Annotated in this window: 21 protein-coding genes; 8 read left to right on the top strand and 13 right to left on the bottom strand. The window is 67.9% G+C overall.

Features of this window, described 5'->3' with window-relative positions; genetic code table 11:
• Window positions 1–22: 22 nt before the first annotated feature.
• Window positions 23–361: a divalent-cation tolerance protein CutA gene (gene cutA, locus EPD82_RS05900; RefSeq protein ID WP_141056113.1), complete on the top strand. Its 339-nt coding sequence runs from the start codon at window positions 23–25 to the stop codon at window positions 359–361.
• On the top strand, window positions 358–2187 hold the full coding sequence (gene dsbD, locus EPD82_RS05905; RefSeq protein WP_141056114.1) for a protein-disulfide reductase DsbD: 1830 nt from the start codon (window positions 358–360) through the stop codon (window positions 2185–2187). The genes cutA and dsbD overlap by 4 nt, the downstream gene beginning before the upstream one ends.
• On the opposite strand, the gene EPD82_RS05910 is transcribed toward dsbD, so the two are convergent.
• Genes EPD82_RS05910 through EPD82_RS05955 form a run of 10 tightly spaced genes read right to left on the bottom strand, consistent with a single transcriptional unit; the run spans window position 2184 to window position 13511 of the window.
• A complete protein-coding gene (locus EPD82_RS05910) occupies window positions 2184–4154 on the bottom strand; it encodes a UvrD-helicase domain-containing protein (RefSeq protein WP_055423274.1) in 1971 nt (656 codons plus the stop codon). The two genes, dsbD and EPD82_RS05910, sit on opposite strands and share 4 nt — an antisense overlap.
• Before the next feature lie 10 nt (window positions 4155–4164).
• On the bottom strand, window positions 4165–5121 hold the full coding sequence (gene lipA / locus EPD82_RS05915; RefSeq protein ID WP_141056115.1) for a lipoyl synthase: 957 nt from the start codon (window positions 5119–5121) through the stop codon (window positions 4165–4167).
• 12 nt (window positions 5122–5133) lie between these two features.
• A complete protein-coding gene (gene lipB, locus EPD82_RS05920) occupies window positions 5134–5799 on the bottom strand; it encodes a lipoyl(octanoyl) transferase LipB (RefSeq protein WP_198289003.1) in 666 nt (221 codons plus the stop codon).
• Window positions 5796–6938 (bottom strand): D-alanyl-D-alanine carboxypeptidase family protein, encoded by a 1143-nt coding sequence (locus EPD82_RS05925; RefSeq protein ID WP_055423276.1) that lies wholly within the window; start codon window positions 6936–6938, stop codon window positions 5796–5798. Before EPD82_RS05925 ends, lipB begins: the two co-directional genes overlap by 4 nt.
• 52 nt (window positions 6939–6990) lie before the next feature.
• Window positions 6991–8025 (bottom strand): septal ring lytic transglycosylase RlpA family protein, encoded by a 1035-nt coding sequence (locus EPD82_RS05930; protein WP_141056116.1) that lies wholly within the window; start codon window positions 8023–8025, stop codon window positions 6991–6993.
• The gene (gene rodA / locus EPD82_RS05935; RefSeq protein WP_055423278.1) at window positions 8022–9182 is read right to left on the bottom strand and encodes a rod shape-determining protein RodA; all 1161 of its coding nucleotides are present in this window, start codon (window positions 9180–9182) and stop codon (window positions 8022–8024) included. The genes EPD82_RS05930 and rodA overlap by 4 nt, the downstream gene beginning before the upstream one ends.
• Window positions 9179–11050, bottom strand: coding sequence for a penicillin-binding protein 2 (gene mrdA, locus EPD82_RS05940; RefSeq protein WP_055423279.1), 1872 nt, complete (start codon window positions 11048–11050; stop codon window positions 9179–9181). The genes rodA and mrdA overlap by 4 nt, the downstream gene beginning before the upstream one ends.
• 7 nt (window positions 11051–11057) lie before the next feature.
• Window positions 11058–11582 (bottom strand): rod shape-determining protein MreD, encoded by a 525-nt coding sequence (gene mreD / locus EPD82_RS05945; RefSeq protein WP_141056117.1) that lies wholly within the window; start codon window positions 11580–11582, stop codon window positions 11058–11060.
• Window positions 11582–12448 carry a rod shape-determining protein MreC gene (mreC, locus tag EPD82_RS05950; RefSeq protein ID WP_072247925.1) on the bottom strand — a complete coding sequence of 289 codons (867 nt, stop codon included), beginning with the start codon at window positions 12446–12448 and terminating at the stop codon, window positions 11582–11584. Before mreC ends, mreD begins: the two co-directional genes overlap by 1 nt.
• A gap of 22 nt (window positions 12449–12470) precedes the next feature.
• Window positions 12471–13511: a rod shape-determining protein gene (locus EPD82_RS05955; RefSeq protein WP_055423281.1), complete on the bottom strand. Its 1041-nt coding sequence runs from the start codon at window positions 13509–13511 to the stop codon at window positions 12471–12473.
• Between the two features lie 145 nt (window positions 13512–13656).
• Here EPD82_RS05955 and gatC point away from each other — a divergent pair, with 145 nt between their 5' ends.
• The 4 genes from gatC (at window position 13657) to EPD82_RS05975 (ending at window position 18523) form a co-directional block, all read left to right on the top strand.
• Window positions 13657–13938, top strand: a complete 282-nt coding sequence (gene gatC / locus EPD82_RS05960) for an Asp-tRNA(Asn)/Glu-tRNA(Gln) amidotransferase subunit GatC (RefSeq protein WP_055423282.1) — start codon at window positions 13657–13659, stop codon at window positions 13936–13938.
• Window positions 13935–15413: an Asp-tRNA(Asn)/Glu-tRNA(Gln) amidotransferase subunit GatA gene (gene gatA, locus EPD82_RS05965; protein ID WP_055423283.1), complete on the top strand. Its 1479-nt coding sequence runs from the start codon at window positions 13935–13937 to the stop codon at window positions 15411–15413. Before gatC ends, gatA begins: the two co-directional genes overlap by 4 nt.
• Window positions 15414–15427: 14 nt before the next feature.
• On the top strand, window positions 15428–16888 hold the full coding sequence (gene gatB / locus EPD82_RS05970; RefSeq protein ID WP_141056118.1) for an Asp-tRNA(Asn)/Glu-tRNA(Gln) amidotransferase subunit GatB: 1461 nt from the start codon (window positions 15428–15430) through the stop codon (window positions 16886–16888).
• Between the two features lie 90 nt (window positions 16889–16978).
• Window positions 16979–18523 (top strand): hypothetical protein, encoded by a 1545-nt coding sequence (locus EPD82_RS05975; RefSeq protein WP_141056119.1) that lies wholly within the window; start codon window positions 16979–16981, stop codon window positions 18521–18523.
• On the opposite strand, the gene EPD82_RS05980 is transcribed toward EPD82_RS05975, so the two are convergent.
• The gene (locus EPD82_RS05980; RefSeq protein WP_141056120.1) at window positions 18516–19838 is read right to left on the bottom strand and encodes an ATP-binding protein; all 1323 of its coding nucleotides are present in this window, start codon (window positions 19836–19838) and stop codon (window positions 18516–18518) included. The genes EPD82_RS05975 and EPD82_RS05980 overlap by 8 nt on opposite strands.
• Window positions 19835–20536, bottom strand: coding sequence for a phosphate regulon transcriptional regulator PhoB (gene phoB, locus EPD82_RS05985; protein WP_141056121.1), 702 nt, complete (start codon window positions 20534–20536; stop codon window positions 19835–19837). The genes EPD82_RS05980 and phoB overlap by 4 nt, the downstream gene beginning before the upstream one ends.
• A 232-nt stretch (window positions 20537–20768) precedes the next feature.
• Between phoB and EPD82_RS05990 the strand changes: the two genes are divergently transcribed.
• Entirely contained in the window at window positions 20769–21530 is a 762-nt protein-coding gene (locus EPD82_RS05990) for a TorF family putative porin (RefSeq protein WP_055423288.1), read from the top strand.
• A gap of 79 nt (window positions 21531–21609) precedes the next feature.
• A complete protein-coding gene (locus tag EPD82_RS05995; RefSeq protein ID WP_141056122.1) occupies window positions 21610–21921 on the top strand; it encodes a hypothetical protein in 312 nt (103 codons plus the stop codon).
• Window positions 21922–21930: 9 nt separating this feature from the next.
• On the opposite strand, the gene EPD82_RS06000 is transcribed toward EPD82_RS05995, so the two are convergent.
• On the bottom strand, window positions 21931–22662 hold the full coding sequence (locus EPD82_RS06000; protein ID WP_141056123.1) for a glutamine amidotransferase: 732 nt from the start codon (window positions 22660–22662) through the stop codon (window positions 21931–21933).
• Window positions 22663–22666: the final 4 nt, after the last annotated feature.

Genomic DNA, 22666 nt, shown 5'->3' on the forward strand with positions numbered 1-22666 from the left:
ACCGTCACGAGGAACGATGGCGATGGACACGATCCTGCTCGTATATTGCACGGCCCCCGACCCCGACACGGCGCGCGAGCTCGCCCGCACCTTGGTCGAGGAGCGGCTCGCCGCCTGCGTGAACGTCGTCCCCGGCCTGCGCTCGCTCTACCGCTGGCAAGGCAAGGTGCATGAAGACGCGGAAGCCCTGCTGCTTCTGAAGACCACCGCGGCGCGCTACCAGGCGCTACAGGAGCGCCTGCGCGCGCTGCATCCCTATGAACTCCCGGAGATCGTCGCGGTCCCAGTGTCGGCGGGGCTGCCCGCTTACCTGGAGTGGGTCGCCGCGCAGACCCTGCCCGCACCCGAGGATTCCGCATGAACCGTCTTCGTTCTCGGTCACGCCTGCCGTATTGCCTGCTGACCCTGCTCTTCCTCTTCGCACCGTTCGTCGCGCGCGCCGCCGATCCGGTGCCGCCGGAAGAAGCCTTCGTCCCGCATGCCTGGCGCGGGGCGGAGAACTCCATCGTCGTCGATTTCACCATCCGCGAGGGGTACTACCTCTATCGCGACAAGCTGAAATTCACCGCCACGGCCCCTGCCGGAGCGCAGCTGCACGCTCCGCGCTTGCCCCCGGGGGAAGCCAAGCAGGACGAATTCCTCGGCGACGTCTACGTTTACCGCGACCGTGTCGCCATCCCCCTTCCCTACGAAGGCGAAATCCCGCAGCGCCTGCGCCTCACCTACCAAGGCTGCTGGGACGGTGGCATCTGCTTTCCGCCGGTGGTCACCGACCTCGAGGTGGCCGCCGCCCCTCCTGCCGCGAGTTTGCTACAGCGGCTGCGCGGTGCCGTGGAGACGTCCCCCGCTGCGACCTCCGAGGCTGCGCCGCCTGCGAGCGCGTTGCCGGCCGATGAGAGTGGGCGGCTCGCGCAGGCGCTCGCCGGCAGCCACTGGGCCCCCATGCTCGCCACCTTCTTCGGGCTGGGGCTGCTGCTCGCCTTCACGCCCTGCACCTTCCCCATGATCCCCATCGTCTCGGGCATCATCGTCGGAGGCAAGGAACACGTCTCGCGCGGACGGGCGTTCGGCCTGTCGCTCGCCTACGTCCTGGCCATGGCCGCCGTCTATGCCCTCGCGGGGGCGCTCGCGGGGCTGTCGGGCACGATGCTCTCGGCCGCCCTGCAGACGCCCTGGGTGCTGGGAGGCTTTGCGCTGGTGTTCGTGCTGCTCTCCTTGTCGATGTTCGGCCTCTACGAGCTGCAGCTGCCGTCCTCCTGGCAGACCCGGCTCGATGCCGCCGCCGGGCGGCTGCCGGGCGGGCGCTATCTCGGGGTGGCCTTCATGGGAGCGATCTCGGCGCTGGTGGTCGGCCCCTGCGTGGCCGCGCCGCTCGCCGGGGCGATGCTCTACATCGCCCGCACGGGAGACGCCTGGCTCGGCGGCTGGGCGCTCTTCGCGCTGGGGCTGGGCATGGGGGCGCCGCTCGTGGCGGTGGGTATGGGCGCGCGGGAACTCCTGCCGCGCTCCGGCCCCTGGCTCACGGGCGTGAAACGCACCTTCGGCGTGCTGATGCTGGCACTCGCCTGGTGGATCGTGCGGCCAGTGGCGCCGGACTGGCTGTGGCTGCTCGGCTGGGCGCTGCTCGCCTTGGGCACCGGCGTCTTCCTGCACGCGATCGACCCCCTACCCCCGCAGGCGTCGGCCATGCGACGCCTGGGCAAGGCCGTGGGTCTGGCGCTCGCCACCTACGGCATCGTCGCCCTGATCGGCCTGCTCTCCGGCGGACGCGACCCCCTGCAGCCGCTCGCGCTGCGCTTGTCGGCCGCTTCCGCCGCAGCGGCACCGGCGCAGCAGGTTCCCACGGTGCGCTCGCTCGCCGAGCTGGAGGCGGCCGTGCGCGCGAGCGATCGCCCCGTGCTGGTCGACGTGCGGGCCGACTGGTGCGTCTCCTGCCTGGAACTGGAGCGCGTCACGCTCGACGATCCTCGCGTGCGCGAGCGCCTGGCTGGAGTGGTCCGTGTCGGAGCGGACGTCACCGCCGCCGACGAATCCGCCCGCGCGCTGCTGCGTCGCTTCGAGCTCTTCGGGCCGCCGGCGCTCCTTTTCTTTTCACCCGGCGGCGCCGAGCGCAGCGAGTTGCGCGTGGCCGGCTATCTCGGCCCCGACGAGCTGCTGCCGCGGCTCGAGCGCTGGCTGGGGCGCTAGCCGCCTTCGAGCATCGCGCGCAGACGCGCCAGCCGCGCCTGGGCGTCTTCCTTGGCCACGGGCTCGTCGCGCCGCCGCGTCTGCACGCCATCGCCCATCTCGGCGATGAAGCGCGACGGCTCCACGCTGCGCCATTCCTTGCCCTCGCGCCGGCGCTCGCACCAGGTGATCGTCAGGCTGCGCTGCGCACGCGTAATGCCGACGTACATGAGCCGGCGCTCTTCCTCGATCCGCTCTTCTTCCAGGCTCGCCTGATGCGGCAGGATGCCCTCCTCGACGCCGACGAGGAAGACGTGCTTGAATTCCAGCCCCTTGGCCGCGTGCAGGGTGGCGAGTTGCACCGCGTCGGCATCGTCTTCCCCCTCGTCGAGCCGGGCGACGAGGTTGAGCGTCTGCGCGAGCTCGAGTAGCGTCTTTCCTTCCTCCTCTCCCTTGCGCCCCACCCAGGCGGCGAAGTCGCGCAGCGAGCGCGCCCTCGCCTCGGCCTCGCGCGGCTGCCCGTGCGCGAGATACCAGCCTTCGAGGTCGATCGCCGCGAGCAGCTCTTCGAGGAGCCGGGCGGCCGGCTCGCGCTCAGCCCGCCAGCGCAGCCGGTCGAGGAAGCCGGCGAAGGTGCGCAGGGCCTGCAGCGCCGCGGCCGGCACGTGCGCTGCCGCGCCTTCTTCCCGCAATGCCGCCGACAGGCTCAGGTGGCGCAGGCCGGCGTAGCGCGACAGGGCCTCGATGCTCGCCGGGCCGATGCCGCGCCGCGGCGTGGTGACGGCGCGCACGAAGGCCGGGTCGTCGTCCTCGTTGAGCAGCAGCCGCAGGTAGGCCATGACGTCGCGGATCTCGACGCGGTCGAAGTAGGATTGCCCGCCGGTGAGGGTGTAGGGGATCTTGTGCTGGCGCAGGGCCTGCTCGAAGAGCCGCCCCTGATGGTTACCGCGATAGAGGATGGCATAGTCGCGCCAGCGGCCGCGGTGCTGGAAACGGTGGGCATCGAGCCGCGCCGCCACCCATTCGGCCTCGTGCTCGGGATCGCGGCAGGCGAACACGGTGACCGGGTCGCCCTCGCCGTGCTCGGACCACAGGCGCTTGTCGAAGAGCTTGTCGTTGTGCGCGATGAGCGTGTTGGCGGCGGCGAGGATGCGGCGGCTGGAGCGGTAGTTCTGCTCCAGCTTGATGACGCGCAGCCGGGGGTAGTCCTGCGCGAGCAGGCGCAGGTTCTCGACGTCGGCGCCGCGCCAGCCGTAGATCGCCTGATCGTCGTCGCCCACGGCGGTGAAGGCTTCGCGCGGCCCGGCGAGCAGTTTCAGGAGCTCGTACTGGGTGCGGTTGGTGTCCTGGTATTCATCGACGAGGAGGTAGCGCAGCCGGTTCTGCCAGCGCTCGCGCACCTCGGCATCGCGCCGTAGCAGACGCAGGGGCAAGAGGATGAGATCGTCGAAGTCGACCGCGTGGTAGGCGCGCAGCGTGCGCTCGTAGTCGCGGTAAGCCGCCGCCGCGGCCGCGGCGAGCTCGTCGCCGGCGAGCTGCTCGGCCTCCTCCGGTTCGACCGCTGCGTTCTTCCACTGTGAGATGCGCCAGTGCAGCTGGCGCACGATGCCGCGCTCGGCCGCGGGCAGGAGCTCGGCGAGCACGTTCTGCGCATCGGCCGGATCGAGGATGGAGAATCTCGGCTTGAGGCCGAGATGCGGCGCCTCCTCGCGCAGCAGGCGCACACCGAGCGCATGGAAAGTGCTCACGGTCAGCCCGCCGGGGAGGCGCCCGCCCAGGAGCGCCGCCACCCGCTCCTGCATCTCGCGAGCGGCCTTGTTGGTGAAGGTGATGGCGGCGATGTGCCGGGGGGCGAGCCCCACCTTTTGGATGAGGTGGGCGATCTTGTGCGTGATGACGCGCGTCTTGCCGCTGCCGGCCCCGGCGAGCACGAGGCAGGGGCCGTCGAGGTGGGTGATCGCCGCGCGCTGCGCCGCATTGAGCTCCATACGCGCCGGGTCAGGCCACGCCCGCTTCCTGCGCCTGGCGGTCGGCCCAGTAGGAAGAACGCACGAGCGGCCCGCAGGCGGCATGACGGAATCCCAGGGCGAGTGCCTCGCGCTCGAAGGCAGCGAAGGTCTCGGGCGGAACGTAGCGCTCCACCGGGAGGTGCCCGGACGACGGCTGCAGGTACTGGCCAATGGTGAGCATGTCGCAGCCGTGCGCGCGCAGGTCGCGCATCACCTGCACGATCTCCTCGTCGGTTTCGCCCAACCCCACCATCAGGCCGGACTTGGTCGCCACTTCGGGATGGCGCGCCTTGAATTCCGCCAGCAGCCGCAAGGAATGGGCATAGTCGGCCCCGGGCCGCGCCTGGCGGTAGAGCCGGGGCACGGTTTCCAGGTTGTGGTTCATCACGTCGGGCAGATCGTGGGCGAAGGCTTCCAGCGCCGCCTCCAGCCGGCCGCGGAAATCCGGCACCAGCACTTCGATGCGGGTGGAAGGCGAGTGCTCGCGCACGGCACGGATGCAGGCGGCGAAGTGCGCCGCGCCGCCGTCGCGCAGGTCGTCGCGGTCGACGCTGGTGATGACCACGTAGCGCAGGCGCAGGGCCGCCACCGTGCGCGCGAGGTGCTCGGGCTCGGCCGGATCGGGCGGCAGCGGCTTGCCGTGGGCCACGTCGCAGAAGGGGCAGCGGCGCGTGCAGACGTCGCCCAGGATCATGAAGGTGGCCGTGCCCTTGCCGAAGCACTCGTGGATGTTGGGGCAGGAGGCCTCCTCGCACACGGTGTGCAGCCGGTGCGCGCGCAAGGTCGCCTTGATGCTCTGGAAACGTTCGGCCTCTTCGCCGCCCGCCAGGCGCACGCGGATCCACTCGGGTTTGGGCAGTGGTGCCTTGGGGACGATCTTGATCGGAATGCGGGCGGTTTTTTGAGCACCGCGGGCTTTCTCGGGCGCATCGACGGGTCGGTCCATGATCGGCTCCTTTCAGGAAGAGGGCGGGGCCCAGGGGTCGGGAGCAGCGCTCCAGGCAAGCGGCCCGAGCCAGGTCTGCAGCGGCCCGAGCAGCCGCTCGGCGGTCTCGCGCACGCTCCAATCGATGCCGTGATCGCGCAGGCGCGTGGTGACGAGCCCCGCATAGCCGCAGGGATTGATGCCGGCAAAAGGCGAGAGGTCGAGGTCCACGTTGAGCGAGAGCCCGTGGTACGTACAGCCATTCTTCACCCGCAGCCCCAGCGCGGCGATCTTGGCGCCAGCGAGGTAAACGCCAGGGGCGCCCTCACGCCGCTCGCCGTGCAGGCCGCAGCTGGCGAGCAGGTCGATCACGCTCTGCTCGATGTGGTGCACCAGGGCGCGCACACTCAAACCCCGGCGGCGCAGATCGAGGAGAAAATAGACGATGAGCTGCCCCGGGCCATGATAGGTGATCTGTCCGCCGCGGTCGATGTGCACCACGGGGATCCCCAATGCCCGCCCCTGGGGCAGCAGGTGCTCGGGACGGCCGGCAAGCCCCAGGGTATAGACGGGCTCGTGTTCGAGGCACCACAGCCGGTCGGGGGCATCTCCCCCGCGCTCGGCGGTGGCGCGCTGCATGGCGCGCCACACCGGCTGGTAGGACTGCCGGCCGAGCCAGTGCACCGAGGTAGGATTCACCAACGCTTGAGCCACAGCACCAGCGCGTCCCAGGCTCGGCCGAACCAGCCCGCCTGCGGCACGTCCTCGAGCGCCACCGCGGTGAGCGTGGTGAGCGGTTTACCCTCGACGGTCACTTCCACCCGGCCCACCGGCTGCCCTTTGCTCACGGGCGCGAGCAGCGGCTCTTCGCCGACGAAGCGCGCCTGGGCGTGCTTGGCGTCTTCGCGCGGCAGAGTCAGCACCACGTCGGAGGTGAAGCCCACGGGCACTTCTTTCTTCTCGCCTTTCCACACGCGCAGCGTGGCCACCGTCTGGTTGGCATCGTAGAGTTTGACGGCATCGAAGAACTGGAAGCCGTAATTGAGCAGCTTGAGCGATTCCTGTACCCGCACCTCGTCAGAGGGCGCCCCCAGCACCACGGCGATGAGCCGGCGCCCCTCGCGCTGCGCCGAAGAGGCCAGGCAGTAGCCGGCGCTGGCGGTATGCCCCGTCTTGATGCCATCGACGCTGGGGTCGAGCCACAGCAGGCGGTTGCGGTTGGGCTGGCGGATGCCGTTGAAGACGTATTCCTTTTCCGAATAGATCTTGTAGAACTGGGGAAACTCGTCGATGAGGGCGCGCGCGAGCAGGGCGATGTCGTGCGGACTCATGTAGTGCTGCGGATCGGGCATGCCGGTCGCGTTCATGAAGTGCGAGTTCTTCATGCCGAGTTTCTTCGCCGCATCGTTCATGAGGGCGGTGAAGGCCTCCTCGCTGCCGGCCACCGCCTCGGCCAAGGCCACGGAAGCGTCGTTGCCCGACTGGATGATCATGCCGCGCAGCAGCTGCTCCACCGTGGGCGCCATCTTGGGGTCGATGAACATGCGCGAACCGCCCATCTTCCACGCCGTGGGCGAGACGGGCACGCTTTGGTCGAGCCGAAGACGCCCGTCACGCAGCGCACCGAAGATGATGTAGGCGGTCATGAGCTTGGTGATGGAGGCCGGCTCGGCCGGTTGGTCGGCATCCTTGCCGGCGAGCACTTCGCCCGTGCGCGCATCGATCAGCACCCACTGCCGGGCATTGAGCGTGATGGGCGGCACCACCGCCTGCGCCACTGCGACCCAGCACACCAGAAAGAACGCAAACAAAGCCTGAATCGTCCGAGGAAACCTCACGCTCCGACTCCTACGACACATTGCGAAGCATCTCATTATACGCCGCGACGCTTCAGGGGGCGGTGACCACGAAGGCGCTGCCGCCCAGGCGTGCCGTGACGATGCGCGCTGCCGCGCGCGCCGCCGCCTCGTCGGCGAACGGACCAGCCCAGACGCGGACTTTGTCCAGGGCGGCAACCACGTGCAGATCGACTTCCGGCAGCATCGTTGCCGCGTGTCGCCGGAAGGAATCGGCGTTGTCTGCCTGGGCGAACGCTCCCAGCTGCAGGTAATAGCCAGGCGCCGGAACCGTGCGCTCGATCGCGGCGGGTGCGAGCGGGACCGCCGCAATCGCCTCTTGCGTCGGAACGGCCGCAGTCTGTACGGCCGCCGCCTCGTTCGCCGGCGTACTGGCCGTGGCGATCACGGGCGGCACGGCGGTCGGGGCGGTTTCCGCCTCGGGCGGCGTGCGCCCTGCCGCCGGCATCGAGGCAGAAGCGGAACGAGCTGCCATCAGCGTCGGCCGGCTCTCGGCGCCGCGGGCACGAATCGGCTCGCCGCGCGCCTCGGCCAGGCGAATCTCTTCCGGCAGGATCAGCTCCACCTCCACCTGCGTCGTCCCCTGGTTGGCGAATCCCAGGCGGTCGGCCGCCGCGAACGACAGGTCGATGAGCCGTTCGGAGACGAAGGGGCCGCGGTCATTCACCCGCACGATCACCTGTCGACCGTTGGCGAGGTTGGTCACGCGCGCGTAGCTGGGAATGGGCAGTGTTTTGTGCGCGGCGGTGAAGGAATACATGTCGTAGGTCTCGCCCGTAGCCGTCGGCTGGCCATGGAACTGCCGGCCGTACCACGAAGCCAGGCCGATCTCCCGGTACGGAGCAAAATCCGTCATGGGGAAGTACGTGCGGCCGAGCACGGTGTAAGCGCGTGCATTGGCCGGACGCAAGGGCTCGACGCGCGGAATCGGCTCCTCGCCGGAAACCATCGCGCTGCGCACCCCTGCCTCGGTTGCCGTGCGCTTCGTCTGCGGCGAACCGCAGGCCGCCACGCTCAGACCGACGAGGACCACCACGCTGGCCGCAGGCCATCTCTGCACGCGTTTCATGCCACCCCCCGCCAGGCGGAAAAACCTCTCTCAGGGGCACTCTCGGCCGCCGCGCTCAAGAGCAACCCCAGACCGGTGGCCAGCGTCACCAGCGCCGTTCCGCCGTAGCTGATGAACGGCAAAGGCACGCCGACCACCGGCAACATGCCGCTCACCATCGCCACGTTCACGAACGCATAGACGAAAGTGGTTCCGACGACCGCCCCTCCCATCAGCATCCCGGCCCAGCTCGGGCTGCGGGCGGCAAGCCAGGCGCCGCGCAGCAGCAGCAGCGCGTAGGCCGACAGCAAAGCCGCCGCGCCGAAGAAACCGAACTCCTCGGCAAGCACCGCGAAGATGAAATCGGTGTGGCGCTCCGGCACGAAAGAAAGCTGCGACTGCGTCCCCTCGCGCCACCCCTTGCCCCACACGCCCCCCGAACCGATGGCGATCGCCGCCTGGATGGTGTGGAATCCCTTGCCCAAGGGATCGCGCTCCGGATCGAGCAGCGTGCACACGCGCTGTTTCTGGTAATCGTGCAGCATGGGCCAGGCCACGTCCGGCTGACACCAGCGATCGCCCTGCACGAGCAGCGCCCCCACGCCGATCGCCAGCGCCAGTACGAGCGGCCCGATGAGCCGCCACGACAGCCCGGCGAAAAAGAGGACGAAGCCACCGGCGGCCACCACCAGGATGGTCGTGCCCAGATCGGGCTGCTTCAGGATCAGCGCGGCGGGGATCGCGAGCAGCGCGAAGGCCACGGCGTGATCCCACCACGCAAGCGACTGGCGCCGCCGAGCAAAGTACCATGCCAGCATGAGCGGCGCCGCGAGCTTCATAAGTTCCGAGGGCTGGATGCGCACCACGCCCAGATCGAGCCAGCGCGTCGCCCCCTTGGCCGTCTCGCCGAAGAGCAGCACGGCCACCAGCAGCAGCACCCCCACGAGATACAGCGGCGGGGCCAGGCGAAACCACCAGCGAAACGGCACCTGGGCTGCCGCCAAAAGCGCCGTGAGCGCCAAGATCTGGTGCAGCCACAGGGAATCGACCCGCTCGGGAGAAGCGCTCATCAGCACCACCTGCCCGCCGGCGAAGAACAGCAGCACACAGGCGATGAGCGGAGGGTCCCAACGCCGTCCCATCCGCTTCAAGACAGCGAGCCATGGCATGAGATTCATCGCCCGCCCTCTTCTCCGGGTTCCACATGGGAAGCAAAATAATAATCGAAGATCTGCCGCATCAGGGGAGCCGCCGTCCGGCCGCCGGGGCCGCCGTTTTCCACGATGATCGCCGCGACGATGCGGGGCTCGTCGGCCGGAGCGAAGGCGATGTACCACGAATGGTCACGCAGATCCTCATCGGTGGCATCGGGGTCGTACTTGCGCCCTTGCAAGGAGAAGACCTGCGCCGTGCCGGTCTTGCCGCCCACCGAATAGGCCGCCCCGGCAAAGGCGCGGGCCGAGGTGCCGATGCGCGCGCCGTCGACCATCGCCCGCAGCACGGCATCGACGTGCGCGGGATCGAGTTTGACGAAGCCGGCTACCTCACCGGCGACGGGAATGCGCTCGCCAGTGGCCGGATCGAGCGTGGCCGCCAGCACGTGCGGCTTGCGGATCACGCCGCCGTTGACGAGGATACTCAAGGCATGTGCCATCTTCAAGGGCGTATAGGCATTGTAGCCCTGACCGATGGAGGTCGACAGCGTCTCGCCGCCGAACCACTGCTGCTGGCTCGCCTTCTTGAACCGCTGCCGTTTCCATTCGCGCGAAGGCAACACCCCGGACGCTTCGCCGGGCAGGTCGATGCCGGTGCGCTGTCCGAACCCCAGTTTACCCATGAAGGAACTGATGGCATCGATTCCCAGCTCGTTACCCAGCGTATAGAAATAGACGTTGCAGGAGAAGGCCAGCGCCCGGTGCAGATCGACCCCGCTCTGGCAACTGCTCTTCTTGTCATACAACTTGACGCCGGAATACTCGAACATCCCTTGCCGGTCGAACCGCTGCCCCGGCTGGCGCTTGCCCGAGGTGAGCCCGAGCATGGCCATGAAGGGTTTGAAAGTCGAGCCGGGCGGATAGGTACCGCGCAAGGCGCGGTTGAAGAGGGGACGATCCTCGCTCAGAGCGAGCCGCTCCCAGTCGGCCTGCGTCAAACCGTCGAGGAAGAGCTTCGGATCGAAAGAGGGGGAAGAAACCATGGCGATCACCGCCCCGTCGCGCGGGTCGAGCGCGACGAACGCCCCGCGCCGCCCGGCAAAGGCGTCGAGCACGAAACGCTGCAGGCGCGCATCGATCGTCAAGACCAGATCCTTGCCGCTCACCGCCTCGCGCCGGTCGAGCCGGCGCACCGCCCGCCCCGCCGCATTCACTTCCAGCCGCTCCCAGCCGGTCGTGCCGTGCAACAGCGCCTCGTACTGCGCCTCGATACCTTCCTTGCCGGTATAGTCGGTGCCGCGGTAGGCACCCGTGAGCCCCTCGCCCTCCAGCCGCTCCAGATCCTGCTCGTTGATTCGCCCGAGATAACCGACCACGTGCGCCGTCGCTTCGCCCTGCGGATACTCGCGAAAGAGCCGCGCCTGCACCTCGACGCCGGGAAAGGCGAACTTCCAGGCCACGAAGCGCGCCACCTCCTCGTCCGTGAGATGCTGGCGGATCGCGATGCTGCCCAGGCCGCGCTGGTCCCGCATCTGACGCAGGAAGCGCTTGCGGTCGCTCTCTTCGATCGTGACGATTTTGGAGAGGCGATCGATCGTGCCATCGAGATCCCGAACCTGCGCCGGATCGATCTCCAGGGTATAGGCTCGCACGTTGCGCGCGAGTGCCTCACCGTGAATGTCCAGGATCTGGCCGCGATGCGGTACGATGGGCACGAACGCCTGACGGTTGTCTTCGGCCAGCGTCTGAAAGCGCGCGTGCTCCCGCACTTGCAGCTGGTGCAGGCGGCCGAGCAGGACCGAAAAACCAGCAAGGATCAAGACGGCCAGCACCGCCAGACGCCGGCGCGTCCGACCCACCACCGCCTCGCCGTCCAATCCGCTATCCGTCATGCCCGTCTCAGGACAAAGACGCCGAAGCGTCCGAGCGCACCGCCCGCCATTGCGGCCATAGCAGAGCGTAGCTCAGGAGCGGCCACAAGGCGGCATTGGCAAAGGCCGAGCCGAAATACCCCCATCCCGGCCAGTCGCCCCCCGCGGCCAGACGGACCGCCGCCTGCACGGCGAGCGCCAGCACCCATAAGGGCAACAGCAAAAGGGCCTGGCCCCAGCCGCCGAACCACAGGATGCGCGCCGAACGGCGCTGCGCCAGATAGACCACCCACACCAAGGCCAATGCCTCCTGTCCCAAGGCCACGCCGCGCCCCACGTCGAGCATCACTCCCAGCACGAACGCCGTCCCCACGCCCACCCGATCGGGATCGCGCATCGCCCAGAAAGTGAGCGCCGCCAGCGTCAGTTCGGGCCAGAACCCCCACCCCCCCTTGGGAATCAGATCCCAGAAAAACGCCAGCGCCAGGGTAAGGAGGATGAAGCGCGGCCGCGGCGGCTGAAGCACCCGCGCCGGACGGGAAACGGCCCGCATCACGCACCTCCCGCCGACGCTTCCTTCGCCGGCACGCGTTCGACCACCATGAGATAACGCCGACGCTCGCCCAAGGCCACGGGCTCGCACACGATATGGGAAAAACCCGCGCCGGTGTCGACGGATACCACCCTCGCCACGGGAATTCCCGCAGGGAACACGCCATCGAGGCCGGAGGTGACGAGCAGGTCGTCGGCGCGCACGTCCGCATCGGCGAGCAAATGGCGCAATTCGAGGTAGCCGTCGCCCAGGCCATAGACCACGCCACGCACACCGTTGCGCTGCACCATCACCGGCACCGCATGGTCCTTCTGCGTGATCAGGGTCACTTCCGACACCAGCGGCTGGATGCGCGTCACTTGCCCCACGAGCCCATCGGCATCGAGCACCGCCAGGCCCAGGCGCACGCCGGCATTCGCCCCGCGATCGACGACGATGCGCCGGCTGAACGGATCGGGCGCATCGTAGAGCACTTCGACGCCGAGGGTGCGCAGCTCGGCACGCTTGCCCATGCCCAGCAGGCGCCGCAATTCGGCATTTTCCGCCTCGAGACTGGCCAAGGTGGCCGCGCGCAGCCGGTCCTCCGTCTCGATGCGCCGCAGACGCGCATTCTCGGCCTGCACCTCGGCGAGCGTGGCGAAATAGATCGACCCGTCGGCGGCGAGTTTCACCGGCCAGTGCGCCGCCTCCTGGACCGGGCGAAGCACCACCGAGACCGCATCGCGCACCGCTCCCAGCGCCCCGAAGCGCAGATCGAGCACCAAGAGCAGCACCGACGCGAGCGTCGCCAGCCCCAGGCGCTGCCCGGGGGACATCGCGCGATGGAAACGCGGAACGTTGGGTGAGGCGCCGAGCGGGGAATTCATCGCAACTCCCCGAAACCGTAGGTCATTCCGTGGCGAAGAGGGTATCGAGCATATCGACTTTCTCCAGCGCCATGCCACAGCCGCGCGCCACGCAGGTGAGCGGATCCTCGGCCACGATCACCGGCAACCCCGTCTCTTCCTGGATGAGGCGGTCGAGATCGCGCAACAAGGCGCCGCCGCCCGTGAGCACGATGCCGCGCTCGGCGATGTCCGCACCCAGCTCCGGCGGCGTCTGCTCCAGCGCAATCTTGATCGCCGAGACGATCTGGTTCAAGGGATCGGCGATCGCCTCGCGGATCTCGTTCGACGACACGGTGAAACTGCGCGGAATCCCCTCGGCGAGGTTGCGCCCCTTGACTTCCACTTCCAGCACCTCGGACGAGGGGAAGGCGATGGCTACCTGTTTCTTGATGAGCTCGGCCGTCGCCTCGCCGATGAGCATGCCGTAGTTGCGCCGGATGTAGTTGACGATGGCATCGTCGAACTTGTCGCCGCCCACCCGGATCGAGCCGGAGTAAACCATTCCGCCCAGCGCGATCACACCAACCTCGGTGGTGCCACCGCCGATGTCGACCACCATGGAGCCCGTGGCCTCGGCCACCGGCAGACCCGCCCCGATCGCCGCAGCCATCGGCTCCTCGATGAGAAACACCTTGCTCGCGCCTGCGGCGAGCGCCGCGTCGCGGATCGCGCGGCGCTCCACCTGGGTCGAGCCGCAAGGCACGCAGATGATGATGCGGGGGCTGGGCGAGAGCAGACTGGAAGAGTGCACCTTCTTGATGAACTGTTTGATCATCTGCTCGGTGACGACGAAGTCGGCGATCACGCCGTCTTTCATCGGCCGGATCGCCTGCAGATTGCCAGGGGTCTTCCCCAGCATCTGCTTGGCCGTCTGCCCGACGGCCTGGATCACTTTCTTGCCGGTGGACGGATCGATGCGGATCGCCACGACCGAGGGCTCATTGAGCACGATGCCGCGGCCGCGCATGTAGATGAGGGTGTTGGCCGTGCCAAGGTCGATCGCCAGATCGTTGGAAAACAAAGAACGCAGAAAACCGAACATGTTGGGTCCTTGGAGAAACGGAAACGCAGGCATTCGCCGGCCTAGGACGTCGTGGCGCGAAGGAGTCGCCCCCACGGGGAAGTCTCGGCAAAAGGGTCGCGAATATGATACTCTACAAAGCTTTGGACGCGACAGGGTCTGCCGTATGCCCGCCATCGACCTCGACCGCCTCGCCGAACTCGCCCGCATCGAATTGACCGCCGAGCACGCCGCGGCGTTCCGTGCCGACCTCGAACGGGTCCTCGCCCTGGTAGATCGGCTGCAAGCCGTCGACACCAGCGGCGTCGAACCCATGAGCCATCCGCTCGATCTGCCACAGCGCCTGCGCGAGGACGCCGTCACCGAACCGGATCAGCGCGACGTCCTGCTCGCCCTCGCCCCCGCGGCGGAGAACGGCCTCTATCTCGTGCCCAAGGTGATCGAATGAGCACAGAACGGCTCCTTGCCTCCTCGCTGCGTGAGCTTGCCACCGCGCTCGCCGAAGGTCGCACCCGCGCCGAAGCTCTGGCCGAGGCCGCCCTCGAGCGCGCGCAAGCGTTGCAGGAACGACTCAACGCCTTCATCACCCTCACGCCGGAGCGCGCGCGCGAAGCCGCCCGCGCCGCCGACGAACACCGCCGTGCCGGAAACATCTCGTTACTCTCCGGCATCCCCATCGCCCACAAAGACCTCTTCTGCACCAAGGGCGTGCGCACCACCGCGGCCTCGCGCATGCTCGCCGAGTTCGTGCCGCCGTACGACGCCTTCGTCGTCGAGCGGCTCGCCCAAGCCGGCGCCGTGTCCCTCGGCAAGACCAACCTCGACGAATTCGCCATGGGTTCGGCGAACGAACACTCCCACTTCGGCCCCTGTCGCAATCCCTGGGATACGGACCGCATCGCCGGCGGCTCCTCGGGCGGCTCGGCCGCGGCCGTGGCCGCCGGCATCGTGCCCGTAGCCACCGGCACCGACACCGGCGGCAGCGTGCGCCAGCCGGCGGCCATGTGCGGCGTCACCGGCATCAAGCCGAGCTACGGGCGGGTGAGCCGCTACGGCATCATCGCCTACGCCTCCTCGCTCGATCAAGCCGGCGTGATCGCCCGCAGCGCCGAAGACTGCGCGCTCGCCCTCACGGCCATCGAAGGCTTCGACCCGCGCGACTCCACTTCGCTCGAACGCCCAGTCGAAGACCATGCCGCGGCGCTCGCCGCCGCCGACGGACGGCTCGATGGGCTGCGCCTGGGCCTGCCGCGTGAATTCTTCGCCGTCGAGGGGCTCGACGCCGACGTGCGCCGCGCCGTCGAAGAAGCCGCCCGCACCTATGAAGCCCTGGGCGCGCGCCTCGTGGAGGTGTCGCTGCCGCGCGCCGAGCTCGCCATTCCCGCCTACTACGTCATCGCCCCGGCGGAAGCCTCGAGCAACCTCGCGCGCTACGACGGCGTGCGCTACGGCTACCGCGCCCCGGCGTACACCGACCTCGACGACATGTACCGCAAGACGCGCGCCCAGGGTTTCGGCGAGGAAGTGAAGCGCCGCATCCTCGTCGGCACCTACGTGCTCTCGCACGGCTACTACGACGCCTACTACCTGCAGGCGCAGAAACTGCGCCGCCTCATCGCCGAAGATTACGCCCGGGCCTTCGCCTCCTGTGACCTCCTCCTCGCCCCCACCGCGCCCACCACGGCCTGGCGCCTGGGCGAAAAAGGTCAAGATCCGGTGCAGGAATACCTGCAGGACATCTATACCATCGGCGCCAACCTCGCCGGCCTGCCGGCGCTGTCGCACCCCTGCGGGTTCGACGCGGCAGGGCTGCCCATCGGCTGCCAGCTCATCGGCCCCTATCTTGCCGAGACGCGGCTGCTGCTCGCCGCCCACGTCTTCCAGCAAAAAACCGACTGGCACCGCCGGTTGCCGCCGCTGTAAACCACGGAACCGCCATGAACCGCACCGACTGGGAAACCGTCATCGGCCTCGAGATCCACGCGCAGCTCACCACGCGCAGCAAGATCTTCTCCGGCGCCTCCACCGCCTTCGGCGCCGAACCCAACCGCCAGGCATGTGCCATCGACGTGGCCCTGCCCGGCACCCTGCCCGTGCTCAACCGCGGCGCCGTCGAGCGCGCCATCCGCCTCGGGCTGGCGATCGAGGCCGAAATCGCCCAGCGCAGCGTCTTCGCCCGCAAGAACTACTTCTACCCCGACCTGCCCAAAGGGTACCAGATCAGCCAATACGAGCTGCCGGTGGTCAAAAACGGCGCCATCACCGTGCAGGTGGGCGAGGGAGAAGCCGCCTACGAGAAAACCGTGCGCATCACGCGCGCGCACCTCGAAGAAGACGCGGGCAAGAGCCTGCACGAAGACTTCCACGGCATGACCGGAATCGACCTCAACCGCGCCGGCACGCCGCTGCTCGAGATCGTCTCCGAGCCCGACATGCGCTCGGCCGAAGAGGCGGTGGCCTACGCCCGGGCGCTGCACGCCCTGGTGCGCTGGATCGGGGTGTGCGACGGCAACATGCAGGAGGGCTCGTTTCGCATCGACGCCAACGTCTCGGTGCGCCCCAAGGGCGAGACGCGCCTGGGCACGCGTCGCGAGATCAAGAACCTCAACTCCTTCCGCTTCCTGCAGCAGGCGATCGACTACGAAGTCCGCTGGCAGATCGAAACGCTCGAGGAAGGCGGCGCCGTCCAACAGGCCACCGTGCTCTTCGATCCCGAGCGCGGCGAGACCCGCGTGATGCGCACCAAGGAAGACGCGCACGACTACCGCTACTTCCCCGATCCCGATCTCCTGCCGCTCGTCATCGACCGCGCCTGGATCGAAGAAGTGCGGGCAAGCCTCCCGGAGCTGCCGCAGGCGCTGCGGCGGCGGCTCGTCGAGGAACACGGCCTCACCCCCTACGATGCCAACCTCCTCACGGCAAGCAAAGAACTGGCCGACTACTATCTGACCGCCGTTGCCGCCGTGGACCCTGTACTCGCCAAGCCCTGCGCCAACTGGATTCTCGGCGAGCTCGCCGCCAGGCTCAACCGCAGCGGGATCGAGATCGGCGAGAGCCCCGTGCGCCCAGCACACATCGCCGCCCTGGCACGCCGCGTGCAGGATGGCACGATCTCGCATGCCGGAGCCAAGAAGGTGTTCGAAGCGCTGTGGGCGGGTGCAGGCGAGGACGTCGACGCGATCATCCAAGCGCAGGGTCTCAAGCAGGTGAGCGACGAGAGCGCCCTGGAAGCGCTGGTAGAAGCGGCGATCGCCGCCAATCCCAAGTCGGTGGAGGAATTCCGCGCCGGCAAAGAAAAGGCGTTGAACGCCCTCGTCGGCCAAGTGATGAAAGCCTCGCGCGGCGCGGCCAATCCACAACGTGTGACCGAACTGCTGCGGCGCAAACTCACCGCCTGACGGGATGCTCCCATCGCGTTCGGACCGGAAAAACCGTTCGGGTAAATCGGCTACAATGCCATTTCCGTCGGCATAGGTAAAGGGCCCGCCATGCAGGAGACGATCGAAGCCATCGACGAGCGGTTGCGTCATCTGTGGGCCGTTGCCCCGGAATCGCCCCCTCCGGCGGCCGAATTCGAGATCCTGGCCGACAGCCTCCTGGGCCAGGAGTTCGCCACCTTTTCCCAGCTCGTCGATCGTGCCGACCTGCTGCGCGCGGCCCTGCACCGCGTTGGCTGGCCGCGCCGCAGCCCGCCCACGCGCGAATCTCCGTACCTGAAAGCCTGGGGCAAGCTCATCAAGCTGTACACCAAGGCCACGCAGCACCCGGCGGCCGTTCCCTCCTCGCCTTACTGCGCGCTCGCCCACGAACGCCAGAGCTGGTGCCTGCTGCGCATGATGCTCATTTTCTGGTTCGAGCTCACGCGCGTTCCCGACACCCTCTGGGGCGGCTTGCACCAGGCGCTGCTGCGCGCCGAGCGCGCCAACGTGGCCAATCGACGCGTCGACGACGGTCTTTTCGGCACTCCGCTGCGGCTGAGCTGCCGCGAAGTGCACCATGCCGCCGCCCTCATCCATCTCGCCAATCCCAACGCCCTGCCCATGTCGATGCTGCCGCGGGTGGTTACCTTCGCGCTCGAACTGGCTACCTACGCCCAGTTCGTTCCGCCGGAGTGGCTCGATCGCATCGACGACCGCTACGGCATCGACCTCGCCGGAAATTCGCCCCCCATCCCCGCGCTTGCCCTGGCCGACGCCAAGATGCTGCGCCTCTACGATGCCGGCGCACTCATACCCAAAGTGCAGATGCGGCTCGCTCAGGCAGGCTTATCCACCGACGAGCGCCTGCTCCTCGAAACCCTGTCGCAGCGCTGGACGGGAGAGCCGCCCAAGCGACAGGAACCCCGCGAGCCGAGCAATGAAGGGCTGCAGGTCGTCTCCGACTGGCCAGCGATCTATTTCTACTTTACGGGACGCGCCTTCGAGCCGCCCACGGCGGTGTCGGTGCGCCGCACCTTCGAGGAAGCCCAGCGCATCCAGCTCTTCGGCGGCACCGTCAGCGACGTCGATCTCACCGAGCGCGAGCGGGAAAAGAACGAGCTGCTCTACTCCCCCCACCTCACGCAGTGGGATGCCATGGACCGCAGTCCCAAGGGGTGGCGCATCCGCCGCAGCGGCGCGCGCAGCGAGCTCACCCGCTGGCCGCCCGGGCGGCTGCTTCTCGTGCGCAAACACCCCAAGACCTACGGCGGCATGCTCACGCGCGTGCGCTGGCGCCAAGCCACCTTCGACGGCGAGATCCACCTCGGGCTCGAGCAGATCCCCGGCATCCCCCGCCCGACGGCGGTGCAGCACTTCCCCGTGGTAGGAGCGCCGCCAACTCCCTGGTACCCCGCTTTCTGGTTTCCCGACACGAGCCGTGGCGACGAAGGCACGCACCGTCTGCTCGCTCCGCTCGAGATCGGCACCGAAGCCAAGCTGCTCAACCTGTGGGTCGAACACAAGACGCGCGGCGCCCGCGTGCAGGAAGTCCTCGAAAAGGGCGAGGATTACCTGATCCTCACCTTCTTCTGGATCGACCCAGTCATCATTTGACCGCCTCGCCCTCGCGCCAGCGCCCGGAGGGAAAGCGCAGCCGGAATTCGCTCCCCTTGCCCGGCGCGCTGTCGATGAATAGCCTCGCCTCGTGGCGTTGCGCCACGTGATTGACGATCGCCAGCCCCAGGCCGGTGCCACCGCGGTCGCGCGAGCGGGCCCGATCGACGCGGTAGAAGCGCTCGGTGAGGCGCGGCAGGTGCTCCGGCGCGATCCCAATGCCGGTATCGCGCACGAAGAGCTCCCCTTCGCCGTTTTCCGCCGCACGCGCTCCGATCACCACCCGGCCCGGCGCGGGCGTGTAGCGCACCGCGTTGAGGGCGAGATTGCCCAAGGCCGACTCCAGCTCGGTGCGCACGCCCAAGATCGCGCGGGGTTGCGGCGGGAAATCCACCTCCACCGTCAGCCCCTCAGGCGCCACGCCTCTGGCCTGGGCGGCCGCCGTCTCCAGAAGCTCCCCGACGTCCACCCATTTCGCCGGCGGCGGCTGCGTCCCCTCCAGCTGCGCCAGCGTCAAAAGATCCTCCACCAGCCGCTGCATGCGCACCGCCTGCGCATGCACCTGCTCCAGATAGCCCGCCAAGGGCGGTGGCAGGGGAGTGGGCGCATCCAGCGCCGTCTCCACGTAGCCGCGCACGATGGTGAGCGGCGTGCGCAGCTCGTGCGAGACGTTGGCGACGAAATCGCGCCGCATCCGCTCGAGCCGCATCGCCTCGGTGCGATCCTCGACGAGCAGCAGCGCCTCTCCTTCCTCTAGCGGAACCCATTGCAGGCGGCAATGGAGCGTTTCCCCGCGCCGCGGCACCTCGCCGGTAAACCCGGCCTCGCCCGAAGCGCGAATGCGTTCGAGCCAGCGCGGCTCGGGCAGGAAGAGGGCGAGCGGCTGCCCCCCATGCAGGCGGCGCTGTAATTGCAGCAGATCCTCGGCGCGCCGGTTGAGCCGGCGGATCGTCCCGTCGGCCGCCAGCCACACCACCCCCACCGGCAGGCGATCCCAGGCCGCGATCAGGCGCTCCCGGTCGCGCCGTGCCGCCTCCAGCCGGCGCCGCCACACCCGCTCCTGCGCCCGCAGCGGCTCGAGCACCAGCCGCGCCCGGGGGGAAAGATCCTCATGAGGCGCTCCAGTGAGCGCTTCCCCCAGCACCTCGGCAAACTCGCGCTCGACGCACCACCATGCCCAGCCCAGCCCGAGCGCGAGCAGGCCTAGCCCCGCCGGCCAGGAAAAGAGCGCACCCACCGCTGCAACCGTTCCCACGCCAGCCAGCCGCCGCCAAGCGAAACGGCGCTGTCGCCGCAGCCGCTGCGCCGTCTTCATGCTTCCTGTGCCGTCTGCACCGAAAACCGGTACCCCGCCCCGCGCACCGTCTGGATCAGACCCGCCATCCCATAGGGTTCGAGCGCCGCGCGCAAGCGGCGCACGTGCACGTCTACCGTGCGCTCCTCGACGAAGACGTGATCCCCCCAGACGCGGTCGAGCAGCTGCGAGCGGCTGTGCACCCGCTCCGGATGCACCATGAGGAAATGCAGCAGGCGAAATTCGGTCGGCCCCAGCGCCACCACCCGCCCTTCTGCCAGCACCCGCCGCGCCGCCGGATCGAGCTTCAAGCCACCCGCCTCGAGCACCTCCTCGCCCACCTCCGGCCGGCGCCGGCGCAGCACCGCCCGGATGCGCGCCACGAGCTCACGCGGCGAAAAGGGTTTGGTGACGTAATCATCCGCCCCTGCCTCCAGCCCCAATACCTTGTCCACCTCGGCCCCGCGTGCCGTGAGCAAAATGAGCGGCAGCGCCCGCGTACGCTCTTCCCGCCGCAAGCGGCGCACGAGTTCGATGCCCGACAGCCCCGGCAGCATCCAGTCTATGAGCACCAGATCCGGCAGCGCCTCTCCGATGAGCCGCAAGGCCGTCTCCGCCTCGGACGCGCGCAGCACGTGAAATCCCGCCTGTTCGAGATTGACCGCGATCAGCTCCAGGATCGCCGGTTCGTCCTCGACCACCAGCACATTGGCCGCCATGATCCCTCCGCTCGTGCCATCAGAAACGTGTTGCCGTTATATCGCGAAACGGTGACGGTTTCGTGACATTTTCGGGCCTCTCCCTGTTCCCTTGCCCTCGAACGAAGCATCTTCCGCCCCAAGATGGCGCAAGGGGCACCCTGCGCCTGCCCGCAAGCCACGGCCAAACGGGGAAAAAACGACTGGCATCGTTCTTGCTTCCTAACGTCTGGCCTGTCCACCGGAGACTTTCATGAAAACCCCTCTGCTTCCCCTCACCGCCACCCTGGCCGTGCTCGGCGTCTCTTTGGCCCATGCCGAAGATACGGCCAAGAGCCCGTTTGCGCTCAGTTTTACCCTCGGGGCCACCAGCGACTATGTCTTTCGCGGTGTGTCGCAGACACAAAACGAGCCCGCCGTCCAAGGCGGCCTCGAATTGGCGCACGATAGCGGATTCTACGTCGGACTGTGGGGCTCGAACGTCGATTGGGTAGAAGCTGGCGGCTACAAAGAGGACAACAGCCTCGAAGTGGACCTCTATGGCGGCTTTCGCGGCACCTTCGCCGACTCGTTCGGCTATGACTTCGGCATCATCACGTACTACTATCCCGGCGACAAAATCTCGGGAGCGGTCGACCCGGACACCACCGAAGTCTACGCCGGTTTGTCCTGGAAAACGGTGGCCCTCAAATACTACCACACGGTTTCCGACCACTTCGTCGGCTGGACCACCGACGATGGCGGCGATACCCGCGGCAGCTACTACCTCGATCTCTCGGCCAGCTATGACCTGGGCGGGGGCTGGGGTGTGCTCGGCCACGTCGGGCATCAGGAAGTGGAAGACAACGACGCAGCCTCGTACACCGACTGGAAACTCGGCGTGAGCAAGGATCTCGGCTTCGGCGTCGCCACCCTGGCCTATACCGACACCGATGCCAGTAAATCCGCCTATACCTGGGACGGCGAAGAGGTGGCCGATGCCAGAGTAGTTCTTTCGTTCCAAAAAAGCTTTTGATCAACACCCCCTCGCCCATCGTTTGTGGCAACGTCCGGTCGAGGGGGCATGAACAATCAAGCAGGATCGGGACGAAACCATGATCGACGCCAGCGACCCCGAATTCATTCGACTACTCGCCCGACTCAAACTCAGCGTCCGTCGTCAGCTGGAATACAACATCGATCTGGCACGGCTGCAAAAAGACGCACAACAAGCCTTGGAGGTGCTGAAGGAAATCGAGGATATGGCCGAGGATGAAGAACTCCTTGCACTCATTCTCCGGCTGAGAGCGATAATAATGCAAAATTCATCAAAAGACGTCTTGGAAAAGGAGAAAATCGCCGATCCTTCTGTCGAGAAAAATTCTTCCAACGTGCGCTCTTACCGATTTGGCGCACGGGGTGGATGAGCGCCAACCTCAGAGATCGAGCCGCTCGAACCACGCCTGCATCACCGCTGCGGCTGCCTGCTGCAATCCCGCTTCCTGCGCCCGCGCCTGGCGGCGTAGCTCGTCCGGACGCAGACCGCAGGCCCGGATCTCATCGATGTTGCCGATGAGCCAGCGCTCGAGTCGAGAAGGGGCGACTTCGAGGTGGAATTGCCAGGCCATCGCGTGATCCTCCACCATGAACGCCTGGTTGGGGCACAGCGGCGTTCGCGCGAGGCTCTGCACGCCGTCGGGTAGATCGAAGACGTCGCCGTGCCACTGCAGCACGGGCTGCGCGCCGATCCGGGCGATGGGCGTGCCAACAGCCGCCGGAGTGAGTTCGAGCGAGAAATAGCCCAGTTCTTTCGTTCCCATGGGTCGCACCCGCGCCCCCAGGGCACGGGCCATGAGCTGCGCTCCGAGGCAGATACCCAGCGTGGGCCGCTGCGCATCCAGCCGCGCCCGGATCAAGCGCACTTCCTCGGCAAGGAAAGGGAAATCATCGTCGTCCTCGGCGCCGAGCGGGCCGCCGAGCACCACCAGCAGGTCGGGGGCGAGCGCATCCCAGCCGCAGAGCTCGTCGAGACCGAGGTCGATATAGCGCACTCGCCAGCCGCGCCACACGAGCCACGGCTCGAGCAGACCCAAGTCTTCGTAAGCGACGTGCCTCAGCGCCACGGCCAGCGGCGGGGCGCGTCGTGCGCCGGATTCGTTCTTCGTCATGTTC

The sequence above is a fragment of the Tepidiphilus succinatimandens genome, assembly GCF_006503695.1.
GTDB lineage: Bacteria > Pseudomonadota > Gammaproteobacteria > Burkholderiales > Rhodocyclaceae > Tepidiphilus > Tepidiphilus succinatimandens.